The organism is Collinsella sp. AM18-10 (genome assembly GCF_003471585.1).
GTDB lineage: Bacteria > Actinomycetota > Coriobacteriia > Coriobacteriales > Coriobacteriaceae > Collinsella.
The window spans coordinates 57,032-70,865 of the sequence record NZ_QRJO01000003.1 but is presented as its reverse complement, the minus strand read 5'-3'; the positions used below and the strand labels follow the sequence as shown (position 1 = coordinate 70,865).

General features: G+C 58.9%; 13 protein-coding genes and 2 tRNA genes. 2 read left to right on the top strand and 13 right to left on the bottom strand.

Going from position 1 to position 13,834, the window contains the following annotated elements; translation table 11 throughout:
• The first annotated feature begins 591 nt into the window (after positions 1-591).
• Positions 592-1,848, top strand: coding sequence for an Nramp family divalent metal transporter (locus DW211_RS03395; protein ID WP_118259204.1), 1,257 nt, complete (start codon positions 592-594; stop codon positions 1,846-1,848).
• 467 nt (positions 1,849-2,315) lie between these two features.
• On the opposite strand, the gene DW211_RS03390 is transcribed toward DW211_RS03395, so the two are convergent.
• The 6 genes from DW211_RS03390 to DW211_RS03365 form a co-directional block, all read right to left on the bottom strand.
• A complete protein-coding gene (locus DW211_RS03390) occupies positions 2,316-2,459 on the bottom strand; it encodes a rubredoxin-like domain-containing protein (RefSeq protein WP_055251878.1) in 144 nt (47 codons plus the stop codon).
• Between the two features lie 89 nt (positions 2,460-2,548).
• On the bottom strand, positions 2,549-3,052 hold the full coding sequence (locus DW211_RS03385) for a flavin reductase family protein (RefSeq protein WP_118259202.1): 504 nt from the start codon (positions 3,050-3,052) through the stop codon (positions 2,549-2,551).
• Between the two features lie 208 nt (positions 3,053-3,260).
• The gene (gene smpB / locus DW211_RS03380; protein ID WP_118259200.1) at positions 3,261-3,731 is read right to left on the bottom strand and encodes an SsrA-binding protein SmpB; all 471 of its coding nucleotides are present in this window, start codon (positions 3,729-3,731) and stop codon (positions 3,261-3,263) included.
• The gene (locus tag DW211_RS03375) at positions 3,721-4,638 is read right to left on the bottom strand and encodes a hypothetical protein (protein ID WP_118259198.1); all 918 of its coding nucleotides are present in this window, start codon (positions 4,636-4,638) and stop codon (positions 3,721-3,723) included. The genes smpB and DW211_RS03375 overlap by 11 nt, the downstream gene beginning before the upstream one ends.
• Before the next feature lie 97 nt (positions 4,639-4,735).
• A tRNA-Glu gene (locus tag DW211_RS03370) sits at positions 4,736-4,812 on the bottom strand.
• 17 nt (positions 4,813-4,829) lie between these two features.
• Positions 4,830-4,903, bottom strand: a tRNA-Gln gene (locus DW211_RS03365).
• A 265-nt stretch (positions 4,904-5,168) separates the two neighbouring features.
• Between DW211_RS03365 and DW211_RS03360 the strand changes: the two genes are divergently transcribed.
• The gene (locus tag DW211_RS03360) at positions 5,169-5,579 is read left to right on the top strand and encodes a hypothetical protein (RefSeq protein WP_118259196.1); all 411 of its coding nucleotides are present in this window, start codon (positions 5,169-5,171) and stop codon (positions 5,577-5,579) included.
• Between the two features lie 72 nt (positions 5,580-5,651).
• Here the strand turns inward: DW211_RS03360 and DW211_RS03355 are convergent, their stop codons facing one another.
• The 7 genes from DW211_RS03355 to DW211_RS03325 all read right to left on the bottom strand — a co-directional run bounded on the left by DW211_RS03355 (position 5,652) and on the right by DW211_RS03325 (position 13,711).
• Entirely contained in the window at positions 5,652-6,011 is a 360-nt protein-coding gene (locus DW211_RS03355) for an arsenate reductase family protein (protein ID WP_117564210.1), read from the bottom strand.
• A 92-nt stretch (positions 6,012-6,103) separates the two neighbouring features.
• Positions 6,104-7,156 (bottom strand): MupG family TIM beta-alpha barrel fold protein, encoded by a 1,053-nt coding sequence (locus DW211_RS03350; protein ID WP_118259194.1) that lies wholly within the window; start codon positions 7,154-7,156, stop codon positions 6,104-6,106.
• Between the two features lie 117 nt (positions 7,157-7,273).
• Positions 7,274-8,704, bottom strand: a complete 1,431-nt coding sequence (locus DW211_RS03345; protein ID WP_117634809.1) for a PTS transporter subunit EIIC — start codon at positions 8,702-8,704, stop codon at positions 7,274-7,276.
• Between the two features lie 57 nt (positions 8,705-8,761).
• Positions 8,762-9,685 carry an N-acetylmuramic acid 6-phosphate etherase gene (gene murQ, locus DW211_RS03340; protein WP_118259358.1) on the bottom strand — a complete coding sequence of 308 codons (924 nt, stop codon included), beginning with the start codon at positions 9,683-9,685 and terminating at the stop codon, positions 8,762-8,764.
• Between the two features lie 10 nt (positions 9,686-9,695).
• Positions 9,696-10,547, bottom strand: coding sequence for a MurR/RpiR family transcriptional regulator (locus DW211_RS03335; RefSeq protein ID WP_099432014.1), 852 nt, complete (start codon positions 10,545-10,547; stop codon positions 9,696-9,698).
• A gap of 245 nt (positions 10,548-10,792) precedes the next feature.
• Positions 10,793-11,398 carry a recombinase family protein gene (locus tag DW211_RS03330; RefSeq protein ID WP_118259192.1) on the bottom strand — a complete coding sequence of 202 codons (606 nt, stop codon included), beginning with the start codon at positions 11,396-11,398 and terminating at the stop codon, positions 10,793-10,795.
• Positions 11,399-11,575: 177 nt separating this feature from the next.
• Entirely contained in the window at positions 11,576-13,711 is a 2,136-nt protein-coding gene (locus DW211_RS03325; protein WP_118259190.1) for a ribonuclease R family protein, read from the bottom strand.
• Between the last annotated feature and the right edge of the window lie 123 nt (positions 13,712-13,834).

Sequence of the window (13,834 nt, the reverse complement as noted above, 5' to 3'; positions counted from 1 at the left end):
TAACGCACGCGGGACATCTACGTCTTGCCATCAAACGCGTACATCAGCCTCCAAACATGTCAAAAAACGACATCTTTGGAGGCTGACGTACACGTTTTAGTGCAGGGACAGCCGGCACATATGCATCCAAACCCTTTGAATTATTCTGGAAACGAGGGCCACGCAGACTTTTGCATGATGCGACTCGACACCGCAGATCTCAAGGCGGCAACAAGGCGCCCAAGTTCGGCTTGTAAGCTCACCGCTTCAAACATCTCAATCTGTAACAGGAGGAACCGATTTTGGCGCCTAGATGTTACAGATTGAGATTTTCTGCGGGACGGTTTTGGTTTGTCTCGATCTGTAACACGAAGGGCCGGTTTTGGCGGCAAACTGTTACAGATCGAGAGATTACATAGGACCATTTCTTCCTGTCTCGATCTGTAACACCTAGGCCCAATTTCCATCCCTAGTTGTTACAGATCGAGACATTTCGGCAGCCCCCCCTCACCATCCTATTCAAATACAACAATTTTGTTAGTCTCGGTTAACTTTTTGGCCTAAAACGGGTATCTTTTGTGGCGTCAAGCAAACGGCACACAGGAGCGCACCATGCTCAACCATCTCAAACAACGCTTTGGCTCCCGACGCACCGGTGGTCACGGAGGCCTAGACATTGCGCGGCATATCGGCCCCGGGCTGCTCGTGACCATCGGCTTTATCGATCCGGGCAACTGGGCCTCCAATATGGCCGCGGGCTCGCAGTTTGGCTACGCGCTGCTGTGGATCGTCACGCTGTCCACGATTATGCTCATTGCGCTGCAGCACAACGCGGCACACCTGGGTATCGCCACGGGCGCCTGTCTTGCCGAGGCCACGACCCGCTTTCTCCCCCGCATCGTGGGACGCGCGGTGCTCGGCAGCGCCTATCTCGCGACCATCGCCACCACCATGGCCGAAGTCCTGGGCGGCGCGATTGCCCTTCAAATGCTCTTTGGGCTGCCCGTGCGCGCGGGCTGCGTCATCGTGGCGGCAGTATCGATGGCGATGCTCATGACCAACTCCTACAAGCGTGCCGAACGCTGGATCATCGCCTTCGTAGGCGTGGTAGGACTCTCGTTTTTGGCCGAGCTTGCACTGGTCAAGGTCGACTGGCCGCAAGCCGCCGCAAGCTGGATCACGCCCAGTATGCCCACTGGCTCTGCCGCGATTATCGTGAGTGTCCTGGGCGCGGTCGTTATGCCCCACAACCTTTTTCTGCACTCCGAGGTCATCCAATCCATGCACTTCGAAGGCCAAGGCGAGCAGGTTATCGAAGAGCGTCTGCGCTACGAACTCTTCGACACGCTCTTTTCGATGGGCGTGGGCTGGGCAATCAACTCGGCCATGGTCATCCTGGCCGCAACGACCTTCTTTGCGCACGGCATTGTCGTAGACGACCTCGCCGTCGCAGCGGCCACGCTCTCCCCCATCTTGGGCCCGGCGAGCTCGGCCATCTTTGCGGTAGCGCTGCTGTTCGCGGGATTATCGAGCAGCGTGACAGCGGGCATGGCGGCGGGAACCATCACTGCGGGCATGTTCGACGAGGAATACGACATCCACGACCGACATTCCTCGGTCGGGGTGGTGGCCTGTTTCGCCGGCGCAGTGGCGGCGTGCCTGGTCGTCCCAAATCCTTTTGAAGGTCTCATCTGGAGCCAGGCACTGCTGTCGCTTCAGCTGCCGATTACGGTCTTTGTGCTCATACGGCTCACCAGTTCGCCCCGCGTCATGGGCAAACACGCCAACTCGCGCCCGCTCAACGCGCTGCTCGTAGGGATCGGTGCCATCGTGACGATTCTCGATGTCGTGTTGTTGACAGGGATGTAATGGGGCGGGGCACCTACCCAGGCAAACGTCTAAATCTGTAACATCTAGACCCGCTTTTGATGTCTAGATGTTACAGATCGAGACCATTCCGAGGGACAGCTCCGTTTGTCTCGATCTGTAACAGATAGACCCCGTTTTCGCCGTTAGATGTTACAGATTGAGATCTTCTGCCGAACGGGTTTGGTTTGTCTTGATCTGTAACAAGTGGACCCAATTTCCGCTTCTAGATGTTACAGATCGAGACATTTCTTCAGCTCCAACCTTTTGTCTCAATCTGTAACAGATAGGCCCGTTTTGAGCCGCCACATGTTACAGATTGAGACAAACGGTCGGCCGGACTCACGACAGGCAGGATCGGCTAACAGCAGCCGTGATCCCTTAGGGACGGAAGAAAAGGGCCCCGGCCGAGAATTCGACCGGGGCCCTTGGACAGAGCTATGTGTTGCTGCAAGTCGTGTGCCTGCGAGCTACTCCTCGACGAGCTCAAACTGATCGGGACCGACGCCGCACACCGGGCACACATAATCCTCGGGCAGCTCGGGCGTATCGACCTCAACCTCGTAACCGCAAACGACGCACACGAACTTATACGTCTTCTTCTCCTCAGCCATGATGTTCTCCTCTCGAACGTGACTGGTGATGTACTTCATTTATCAGTATAGATTCTCAATAATATAATGCAAGTATTTTTAAAACATTTCTAGCCTTGATACGAGGACGCCTTCGGAGGCGTCTTGCCCTTCAGGACCTTATGGTAGTAATCGTAGGTGAGTGGCGTCTCGTCACTCAGGCGTTCGGCATCCTCGACCTCGCCGATAAACAGTAGATGCGTGCCCACATCCACAGTGTCGATCAAACGGCAGCTAAACAGGGCCGCCGCGTGCTCGGGCACATAGGGCATGCCCAGAGCCGTCTCGCGGGTCTCGTATTTGGCAAACTTGTCGTAATCGCTGCTGGTGCGGAACCCAAAGTTACCGATGTAGAGCATGTCGGCGGTCCGATCGATCACGGTCAGCGCGAACGCTTTGGCCGATACGATGACGCCCGAGGTGACGTTGTCCTTGTTCACGGCAACCGAGATGCGCGGCGGCGCGGACGTCACCTGCACCGCCGTGTTGATGACGCAGCCGGCGCGCAGCCCGTCTGCCGCGGCGCTTACCACGTACAGACCGCTCGGCATGGTAAAGAACGCAGTTTTGTCCATAACGATCACTCCCCTAACCCGGGTTGGAACCTCATGGATGTATGTACCCACAAAAAAGGCGGCGCCCATAGCGGACACCACCTTTGAGACATATGTGTCAAAACAGTATAAGCAAGATGAGACACCCGCAGTTGCGGTGAAATAGGGACTGAATAGCTCCTCAAACAGGCAAAACAGTCCGTATTCCACCGCAACTTATGAAGGGTGGTCAACGGTTGCGCTCCTTGAGGGCGCGGTCAATCTCGCGCTGGACATCGCGCTTGGCCATATCCTCGCGCTTGTCGTAGAGCTTCTTACCACGGCCCAGGCCCAGCAGCAGCTTTACGCGGCCGTCGGTATTAAAGTAGAGCTCCAACGGCACCAGGGCATAGCCGCGATTATGTAGCTTACCGTCGAGAAAGTCAATCTCCTTGCGGTGCAGCAGCAGACGACGACGGCGATCAGGGTCGCGATTCCACACGCCACCATGGCTATAAGGGTGAATATGCAAACCCACGAGCCAGCACTCGCCGCCACGGATCAGTGCAAAGGTGTCGGTGATCTGGCACGCGCGCTCGCGAATCGACTTGACCTCGGTGCCACTCAGCTCAATGCCGCACTCAAAGGTCTCATCGATAAAGTACTCGTGATGTGCCGAGCGATTCTTGGAAATGAGCTTGCGTTCGCGCTTACTGGGCATCGCCAGCCTCCTTGGCGCCATCGGCGTTTGAGCCCGCGGCGTCGCGCTTTGCCTTGCGCTCAGCATTGAGCTCGGCGTCGCTCTCGCGCACCAGTTTGATAATCGCCGCGCAGGCCTCCTCGCCCACCAAATCGCGAGCACGCACCGTCAGGCGCGTCGCCTCCTGCTTGTCGCCGTCGCTTGCAGCATCGGTCGCACACATGATCAGGCAAATGGCAATCTCAGCCGAAGGCGAGGTCGGCACGCCCTGCAGGGCGAGCTCACCCATCACATGGTCGTCACTCTCGTCCGCGGCATCCGGATAGGTGGTATGGATCTTGTTGAGCAGGCGCGTCGTATGCGCATCATTGGGCGCCAGGCGCAGCGCCAGACGCGCGCAGCCCACGGCTGCCGAAATGTTCTCGGTCTCGGGCTCCAAGAAGTACTGACCCAAGTTGGTGTAGGCACGTGCGGCGCACTTACCGTCGCTCGCGCGCTCCAGCACCGAGAACGAGAGCGATGCCCACTCCTGCTTGTCCTCGAGCGCGCGGAACAGCTCGGCCAAGTCCAAGCGATAGTTGCAGTTCATGGGATCCCAACGCACGGCCTGCATCAGGGCATTCCGAGCACTCACATAATCCTGCTGGCGAATGTAGGCAAACGCCATGTCGGAGTACAGGCGGTCAAAGGGAACCTCGACCTGCACCAGCTCGCGCGGATCCTTCTCCACGCGGCGATAGGCCAGGCGCTCAAACTTGCTGTCGAAGCTAAAGTACTGGCGCTTCTCCTCCGTCTTGCATTCAGCGTCGATATACTCCTCGGCAAGCTCCACCAGACGCTCCAGCAGCGGCGTCGCCGTAGCCAGGTCGCCCTGCGCCAGATAGTTCTCGGCATACGTGATGTCTTCCAAGCTGATAGGCAGGTCCATGACAACTCCTCGGTCCGGGCGGCAGACTCAACGCGCGCCTTAAATATCGGTCAATACACAAAACCCGGGTCTCTTACGAGGCCCGGGCGTTCAATTTTGGTAGCCCGTACCAGATTCGAACTGGTGATCTCCGCCTTGAGAGGGCGGCGTCCTAAACCGCTAGACGAACGGGCCATATGTAGCAAATGCAATGGCTGGGATGGAGGGAGTCGAACCCCCATTGACGGAACCAGAATCCGCTGTCCTGCCATTAGACGACATCCCAATGACTGCATCGCTGCGCTCGGCTGTGCCTTTGCGCAAGAAAGAAATATACGGGAAGTCCGGCCGTGACGCAAGCCCCAATTTTGACTTTTTTGAAATTCAGTCAAATACGGCCGACACGTGAAGGACCTGTGAAGCGCCAGCGACACGTACGGCGCCAAAGCCCGTAAAACATCCCGCATCTACCGCTGGTAGATTACAACAATGCAGCACTCACGGCTGATGGCACAATCGAACCGTCATCATTGCACGGATATCGAGGCGCCATGGACGAAGAGCTTGATTACCTATGGGAGACCCTGGGCCTCGAGATCACTGCTGACCTTTGGCCCGAACGGGACAAAATCCATCCCACTCTGCGCCCCGCCATCACGGTGATGCAGGCAAACTACCGCCGTGCATCCTTTTTGATCATGCGGATGTCATGGCACGCGGGACTCCCCGACCTTAAGCGAATCCAGGCAAGCCTCGTCGAGCTGTCCGGTATGCCGACTGTCATATCCGAGGCGCACCTGGAGCAGCGACAGCGCGAGCGACTGCAACAGCAGCGGATTCCCTTTATCTGCCCCGGCGTTCAGGTATATCTGCCCTTTATGGACGAGGAGTACTGGAGCGGCAAGCCCAACAAGCACGTAAAGGTCTACGATCCGCACGAATGGGCACAGCTCGATGATTGAGCCGAGCGAGCCCGCCGATGGAAAACACGTCCCACCCTGAGCACTCAAAACGGGTCGCACTTTCCGCAGCCGCTACAGCAACGCCTCGACCCAAGCCGATTCCCTAAAGCCGGGAATCGCAAAGTCGTCGCCCACCAACAGCGGACGCTTAACCAGCATGCCGTCGGTCGCCAGCAGCTCGTAGCACTCCCGATCCGTCATGCCCGCATCTAGACGCGCCTTCAGGCCCAGCTCTCGATATTTCATGCCCGACGAATTAAAGAAGCGCCGCACCGGCAGTCCCGAACGAGCAATCCAGGTCGCAAGCTCATCAGCCGTGGGATTGTCCAAAACGATATCGCGGTCGATATACTCTACCCCGTGTTCGTCCAGCCATGCCTTGGCCTTCTTACAGGTCGAGCACTTGGGATATTCAACAAACAGTACGGTCATGGAAATCCTCCGAATATAGATCGGCCAACGCAGACACACGCCACACGAGGCGCCTTCGCATGATGGGCCAATTGTAGCCCACGGGTCACACGCTAAACGAACCGTACCCCGAATCCGCGTTTGATGAACGGCAGCAGCTCCATTGCCTCGGGCGTGATATGACCCGCAACGTTCATGCGCTCGTCACCGGGAAGATCGACCCGCGCAATCTCAAGCTCGCCTTCGTAGCGCCCATAGCCGCTATTGCTCACAGCGATCGACCCCGTCTTTCGTGACAGGCCGGCACCGGCATCCATCGGCACGGAATCCGGCTTAAGCGTCGTACGCGACTCCTGAGACCTAAAGATGAGGGTGCTCGAATCGGGTCGGTCGTGATGAATCTGCCCACGTACATAGGCATAACCGGGCTCAAGCTCGCATTGCAGGTCCACGTATCCGGTGGAAACATGAGCAAACTGCGTCCAGCCCGCATCGGAAAGATCGGGGTCGCCGACCAACACAATGTCGCAATCGGCGCCATGTGCAAGCTCAAGCATATTGAGAGCAACCTTTGACGCGCGACCGCGCTGCGCCTCGACCGTCGGCAGTCCCTCGAATACCGGCCCGCGAACGTTAGCATCACCCGGCACAAAAGCCATGATTTCGAATCCAAGCTCCGCAAGACGAAGATTCACCCGAGCAATGTCCTCCAGAGCTAAACCGGTATAAGGCTTGGGGTAAAAATTGTGGCAGGCGGCAAAACGAGTCACATCGGCACCGGCCTCACGCCACGATGCGATTTCATCAGAACTCACCGTCGATGCATTGACCACAATGCGAAATACACCGGACAGCTCCGCGACCCGCCGGGCGCTAAAGCCATAGTCCAAACGAAGGTATTCCAACCCCAGATCGCGCAGGTCCTCGATGCGCTCAAGCCCGAGCAAATCGCACGTGCGCGGCCCCACATCGGCAATGAGCGCAATGCCGCGGGCGGAAAGCAGCGACAGCACATGACGGACCTTATCGGCATACGCCGCTCCCCCATCCTCGGGAATATGCAGCGAGGTGAACGCATAGCGCGCACCCGCCGCGGCACCGTGTTCAATCGTCCGCTCAATATCCTGCAGAGGGCTGGAAAGATAAATCGAAATACCCGTTTTCACGCTTCAACACTCCTTTAAAAAAGGCCGGCGGAGCAGTTAGCCCCGCCGGCACAACCATAGCATCAAGAAATCTGCCGCGCGCCGCGAGCCCTAAGCAACACGGCTCGCGATATCAAACTACTCGCCAAAGAACTCGTTGATCTTCTGCTCGTCGACGCCAAAGAACCACGTCAGGACAAAGCCGGCGGCATAGGCAAGCAGCATAGCGGCAACGTAACCGAGCTGCTGGCCAGGAACGACGATCAGCAGGCCAAACAGACCGGAAACGCCCTGAGAAACCGTGCCGATGTGAAGCAGCGCCGCGAGCGCGCCGCCAAATCCGGCACCCAGGCAGGCCGTCACAAACGGACGAACGAGCGGCAGCGTAACAGCATACATCAGAGGCTCGCCCACACCCAGGATTCCAACGGGAATGGACTCTGCGACGTACTTCTTGAGCTTGGCGTTCTTGGTCTTAAAGTACAGCGCCAGACCGGCACCGACCTGACCGCCGCCAGCCATCATAAGGATGGGAAGCAGGTAATTGATGCCCTTGGTAGCGCCGTCGGGATCGTTGAGCATAGCGTGGATCGGCGTGAGCGCCTGATGCAGGCCGACGGAAACCAGCGGCAAGAAGCCTGCCGACAGGATATAACCGCCCAGGACGCCCAGCTTCTCGAAGATAAAGGTCAAAACGCTAAAGATGGCAGTCGTCAGCCATGCGCCAACCGGCTGGATGACGAGCATCAGAGCAAAGGCGCCGATGATGAGCACCAGCAGCGGGGACAAAAACGTGTCGAGTGCGTTGGGCATAACCTTGCGAATCTGACGCTCCATCCAGGCAAAAAATGCGCCGGCGATAAGAGCCGCGATCATGCCGCCCGCTGCGGGGTTGTACTGTGCATTGGTGAGCGGCAGCAGAATGGCAGTGGCAGGATCGGCCGCGCCAGGCGCAAGCAGGGGCATGGCACTGTTGGCAATACACATCATGCCGGCGATGCCGCCCAGCGCAGCGGAGCCACCAAACTCACGTGCCGCGTTATAGCCCACCAAGATGGGCAGATAGGCAAACAGGGCCCAGCCCATGGAACGAATGCCCTGGTACCACCACTCGCCTGCAAGCGCGCCTGCCGTCGAGACGTTAATGACGTTGCAGATGCCGTTGATGAGGCCAGCCGCAATGATGCCGGGAAGCAGGGCGACGAAGACATTGGAAATCTTCTTGAGGAAGGCCTGAACCGGCTTGGACTCGTACTTGGCCTTCTGCGCGGCCTTGTTTGTGGCCGCAGCGTCAACCACGCTCTCGTCAGCAACGCCTTTCGCAAGGCCGGTGAGCTTGGAGAACTCCTCGAGCACCTTATTCACCTTGCCCGGCCCCAGCACGATCTGCATCGTGTCGTCCTCGACCAAGCCCATCACGCCGTCGAGTGCCTTAATACCCTCCGTGTCGACGCTGCCCGTGTCTTTGACGGTCACGCGCAGGCGCGTCATGCACGCCGCGTTTGCGAGCACGTTGTCTTTACCGCCCAAAAGGTCCAGCAGCTTTTGAGCCAGCTCTTTGTTCGTCATAACTCCTCCTTGTATTGGGTATCTCGTCTGGATGTCATATCAGCTCACGCCGCGCACCTATTGGGCATCGGCATTGCTCTTCTCATGGCCACTCACCGCAGCACGGACATGGCCTCGCGCTCGCTCAAGAGCTACCGCAGCCTGCTCGGCATCGCAGTCCAGCAGTACCGAGACAATAGCGGTTTTTACGTGGCCGCCGGCATCTGCAAGCGCCTGAATAGCGCGCTCGCGCGTGCAGCCGGTCGCCTCCATCACGATGTTCTGGCCGCGCACCACCAACTTCTCGTTCGTCTGCTGCACATCGACCATCAGGTTTTGGTATACCTTGCCGATCTTGACCATGGCACCGGTCGAAATCATGTTGAGAATGAGCTTTTGAACCGTTCCCGCTTTGAGCCTCGTTGAGCCGGTCAGTACCTCGGGACCGGGCACGGGTTCAATGGCAAGATCTGCGCTCTCCCCGATCTTCGACCCTTGGTTGCAGGCAATTGCAATGGTCTTGCACCCAGTTGCCTTGGCGTACATAAGGCCGCCCACCACATAGGGAGTACGACCGCTTGCCGCCAGGCCAACGACAAGATCCTTGTCCGAGAGTCCACGCCCCCGCAGGTCGCTCGCGCCAAGCTCCTCGCTGTCTTCGGCACCTTCGACAGCCTTGATAAACGCCGTCTCGCCTCCGGCAATGAGCCCGACAATCAGATCGGGTGACACGCCAAACGTGGGCGGACACTCCGAAGCGTCGAGTACGCCCAGACGACCGCTGGTGCCTGCGCCCATGTAAAAGACGCGCCCGCCGCGCTCGAGTGCCTCAGCAGCCCAGTCGATTGCTGTGGCAACCTGGGGCAGCACTTTTGTGACCGACTGGACGGCACGAAGATCCTCATCGTTCATCGTCGTAACGATTTGCAGCGATGTCATCGTATCGAGGTCCATAGACCTTTGATTACGCTGTTCGGTCGTGAATTTTGTTAAATCGAGCATTTCATTCACCTCATCTTTCCTGTTTCTCGATGTAGTTTTGCTTAATGACATGCGTCGCCCGTTCGTAGTCGCTGGCAACGTAAGCAGCGTACAGGGCATCGACAACCATAAGCTGGGCCATACGCGAAGCCATGGCACCGCTGCGGACCAAGGGCTCACTCGCAGCGACGCCGAGCACGGCATCGGCCATGGTGGCAAGCTTGGATGATCCATCTACTTTGGTCACGGCCACAACGGGACAGTTGTGACGTTGGGCCTCGGCGGTGCAGTCCAGCACCTCTTGCGTCAAGCCCGAGTAGCTAAAGGCGATTGCCATATCGCCCTCATGCATGTTCTTGGCACACAAGAGCTGATCATGCCAGTCGTCGTACAGATGGCACTCTTTGTCGACACGCATGAGCTTTTGCGCCAGATCGTGCGCGACCAAACGAGAGGCACCGATACCGAACAGATTGACTGCGCGCGCCCGCTTAAGATAGGCCGCGCATCGCTCCAAGACGGTGTAATCGAGCGTTCGCGCCGTCGCTTCGATCGTGCGCACGTTGCTTTTCATCACCTTCCCCACGATACGTTCGACGCTGTCATCCATGGAGATGTCCTCGAGGGCTACGTCTTTCTTGTCACCTAAGAGCGCCAGCTCGGCAATCAGTTCGCGCTGGAACTCCTTGTAGCCCGCAAAACCCAAACGCTTGCAAAAGCGCAAAATGCTCGAGGGCGAGGAGAACGTGGCATCGGCAAGACCGCGGACGGACAGCCCGACCACCTCGTGCGGATGAGCGCTCACATATGCGATGACATTGCGTTCCGCCGGGCTCGCGCTGAGCTCACGCTCGCGAAGCCGCAAAAGCAATCCGTTTGCCATCTCAAACACCTCCGTTGAGAAGAATTAAAGACCAACGAACGATTCGTACCGGATACAAACAGCTTTTACGGTACATTGTGCCGCATCGTGGCGCACAAAGGGAGAGCGTTCTACCGCTCGCCCCTCAAATCCGACCGCTCGGAAATACGCGCGACACAAAATAATTCAACAAGGTCGCATTATCGGTAACAGGGCTGTTACCGATACCGCCTCGCGTGGGCGCCAATCGGACGTGCCGCAAACCTCTACCCCGCCTCGCGCATCCAGCGATCGAACGTCCCCACGCACACGCCCAGGCACTTTGCTGCCTGGCTGCGGGTAATATCGCCCGCCTCATAGCTATCGCGCACCAGCTCAAACTGAGGAGGGCACGGCTTGCGAGGTCGACCGAAACGGACCCCTCGCGCCCGCGCCGCTGCAATTCCCTCCGCTTGGCGCCGATGGATATTCTCGCGCTCCATCTGCGCCACGTAGCTCAGCAGTTGCAGCACAATATCGGCAATCAGGGTGTTGGTCACATCCGGCGCGCCGCTGGCCCTGACGCGCGTGTCAAGCAATGGCATGTCCAACACCACAATGGCAACCCCGAGCTCCTTGGTAATGCGTCGCCATTCCTCAAGAATCTCAGAGTAATTACGGCCAAGTCGGTCGATAGAAAGCACCACCAGCACGTCCCCGTCTCCCAGGACGTGCAGCAGCTCGCGATACCTCGGGCGATCGAAGTCCTTGCCGCTCGCATGGTCGGCATAAATATTCGCCGAGCCCACGCCATAGGCGCCCAGCGCATCCAGCTGCCGATTCAGATTCTGATCGCGCGAACTCACCCGCGCATAACCATACACCGTCGCCATCTCATCCCCGCTTTCTTGTAAACCTGCCAAAAAGGGACAGGTTTATTTTGGTAGGTTTTACCTCTCAAATAGCAGGTAAGCGGGCGGCCGAGCAGACGGCAAGGTAGCCACGATTCAAATGCGGAGGGCGGTCCCGAAAGGCCGCCCTCCGCTCCCCCACCATGAGTCGGGATTTGGCTAATGGATAAGCTTAAAGTCCAAGTGCCCACGCGTGGTATTGACGCGCGAGACCTCGATGATCACGCGCTGCCCCAGCTCGTAACGAGCCCCCGTGTCGGCGCCCGTCAGCGTAAGTGCATCCTCGTCGAACTCGAACCACTCGTTGCCCAGGCTCTTGATCGAAACCAAGCCTTCGACCTGCGTTAGGTCCAAGCGCACAAAGAGGCCCATGCTGCTAACCCACGAGACGGTTCCGGCATAGCGCTCGCCCAGACGGTCCTCATAGTACTGGGCAATCTTGATCTTTTGCGTCGCATGGCTGGCGGCATCTGCCGCGCGCTCGGCATCGCTGCATGCGCGGCAGATCTGCGGCAGAATGCGCGGCAGCGACTCGCGCCCCTTGCCGATCAGCCGCGGCGTACGGACCAGGGCGTCCTTGCCGCCGAGCTGCTCATAGGCCAACTGCAGCTTGAGTACGCGGTGCACCACCAGATCGGGGTAGCGACGGATGGGACTCGTAAAGTGACAGTAGCACGGCGCGGCGAGCGCAAAGTGGCCCTCGTTGCGCGGCTTGTACAGCGCGCGCTGCATGCTGCGCAGAAGCAGCGTGTTGACGAGCGGTGCGTTGGCCGTACCGGCGGCAGCATCGACTGCAGCCTGCAGCTCATCGGGACTCCCCAGGGCAATACCGGCAGCACGGCGATCGTCGATGATGCCTAGCTGAGCCAGCGCAACGGCGGCACCGTGCAGGCTATCGGGGCTCGGATCCTCATGCACGCGATAGCAGGCCTCGATATCACGGTCTGCCAGCCACTCTGCAACGCACTCGTTGGCGAGCAGCATAGCTTCCTCGATAAGCGACGTGGCACACGAACGTTCACGCGCCACAATCTGCACGGGTACTCCGTCCTCATCCAATAGAGCGCGAATCTCGGCCGTGTCAAAATCGACCGAGCCGCGGGCGCGACGAATACGACGGCGAAGTTCGGCGAGTTCGTTAGCGGCGACAAGGAAGTCGTCGAGGTCGATGTTGTAGCCGCGGGCGGCCTCCTCGCACGCAAGACCGCGCTCAAGCGCTTCCTCGCGCGAGGTCTCGGCAGCCGCAACATCCTCGGCCGCACCCTCCAGCACCGAATACTCAACCGCACCGGCACGCACCAGCAGCGCCTCGGCGCCGTCATAGTCCATACGCACACGCGAGCGAATCACACTGGGGTACGGATCGTAATGCCGCACGCGACCCTGCGCATCGAGCTCGATATCGACGGTAAACGCAAGACGGTCCTCGTCAGAGCGAAGCGAGCACAGGTCACAGGACAGGCGTTCGGGCAGCATGGGAAGCACGCGATCGGCCAGATACACCGATGTCGTACGATGGCGAGCCTCAAGATCGATATGCCCGTCCCAAGCCACATAGTGCGAAACGTCGGCGATATGCACACCCAGCTTGTAGCCGCCCTCGGGTGTGCGCTCCAGCGAAATGGCATCGTCAAAGTCGCGCGCGTCGACAGGGTCGATCGTGATGACAAAGCGGTCGCGCAGATCGCGGCGGAGCGGGTCCTTAAGCGCCGCGGACACATCGAGCGAAAGCCCCTCGGCCTCGTCTAGCGCGGCCTCGGGATAGCTATCGGTATAGCCGTAACGCGCCATCACATATTGAACGCCCAAATCGGGCGCGTCATCTCCGCCAATGCGGCGTTCGATCGTCACAGTGCCCGATTCCAGGCGCGTCGGGTAGGTCAAAATGCGCGCGACAACGGCATCACCCGGGTGGACACCCAGACGATCCGCCGAGGTATCCTCGGGCAAAATGAAGAAGTCGGCCTTCAGGCGCGAATCGAGCGGCTCAATCACACCGAGCGGACCGGCGGTCTGGTACGTGCCCACCACGCTTATAGCTGCGCGCTCAACCACGCCCTCGATCACGGCGCGACGCTCGCCATGCGGGCTGTTCTTAATGCTCACGGCAACGGTATCGCCGTCCATGATCTCGCGCTTACCGCGGCCCATGACCTTGTAGTCGCCATTCTCGGTTATGACATAGGCGCTATGCTCATGGAGCTGCACGCGTCCGGTCAGGCTCGGACGGCGCTCGCTGCGCACCGGCCCGCGCTTATTGCGAGCTCCACGCTTATGCTTGTTATTGCGCCCCATGGCGCCTCCTAACTATCGATGGTCGTTTACACCCCAAGAGTCTACCCAAATGGTCCTTAGGGGACGGAGGAAAACGAATCACATAGATAGACCAGCGCCACGATGATCCGCAATCCTGCCGTC

Coding starts and splice junctions, on each gene's coding strand:
- DW211_RS03395 (WP_118259204.1), top strand. CDS start 592: ATGCTCAACCATCTCAAACAACGCTTTGGCTCCCGACGCACCGGTGGT.
- DW211_RS03390 (WP_055251878.1), bottom strand. CDS start 2,459: ATGGCTGAGGAGAAGAAGACGTATAAGTTCGTGTGCGTCGTTTGCGGT.
- DW211_RS03385 (WP_118259202.1), bottom strand. CDS start 3,052: ATGGACAAAACTGCGTTCTTTACCATGCCGAGCGGTCTGTACGTGGTA.
- smpB (WP_118259200.1), bottom strand. CDS start 3,731: ATGCCCAGTAAGCGCGAACGCAAGCTCATTTCCAAGAATCGCTCGGCA.
- DW211_RS03375 (WP_118259198.1), bottom strand. CDS start 4,638: ATGGACCTGCCTATCAGCTTGGAAGACATCACGTATGCCGAGAACTAT.
- DW211_RS03360 (WP_118259196.1), top strand. CDS start 5,169: ATGGACGAAGAGCTTGATTACCTATGGGAGACCCTGGGCCTCGAGATC.
- DW211_RS03355 (WP_117564210.1), bottom strand. CDS start 6,011: ATGACCGTACTGTTTGTTGAATATCCCAAGTGCTCGACCTGTAAGAAG.
- DW211_RS03345 (WP_117634809.1), bottom strand. CDS start 8,704: ATGACGAACAAAGAGCTGGCTCAAAAGCTGCTGGACCTTTTGGGCGGT.
- murQ (WP_118259358.1), bottom strand. CDS start 9,685: ATGCTCGATTTAACAAAATTCACGACCGAACAGCGTAATCAAAGGTCT.
- DW211_RS03335 (WP_099432014.1), bottom strand. CDS start 10,547: ATGGCAAACGGATTGCTTTTGCGGCTTCGCGAGCGTGAGCTCAGCGCG.
- DW211_RS03330 (WP_118259192.1), bottom strand. CDS start 11,398: ATGGCGACGGTGTATGGTTATGCGCGGGTGAGTTCGCGCGATCAGAAT.
- DW211_RS03325 (WP_118259190.1), bottom strand. CDS start 13,711: ATGGGGCGCAATAACAAGCATAAGCGTGGAGCTCGCAATAAGCGCGGG.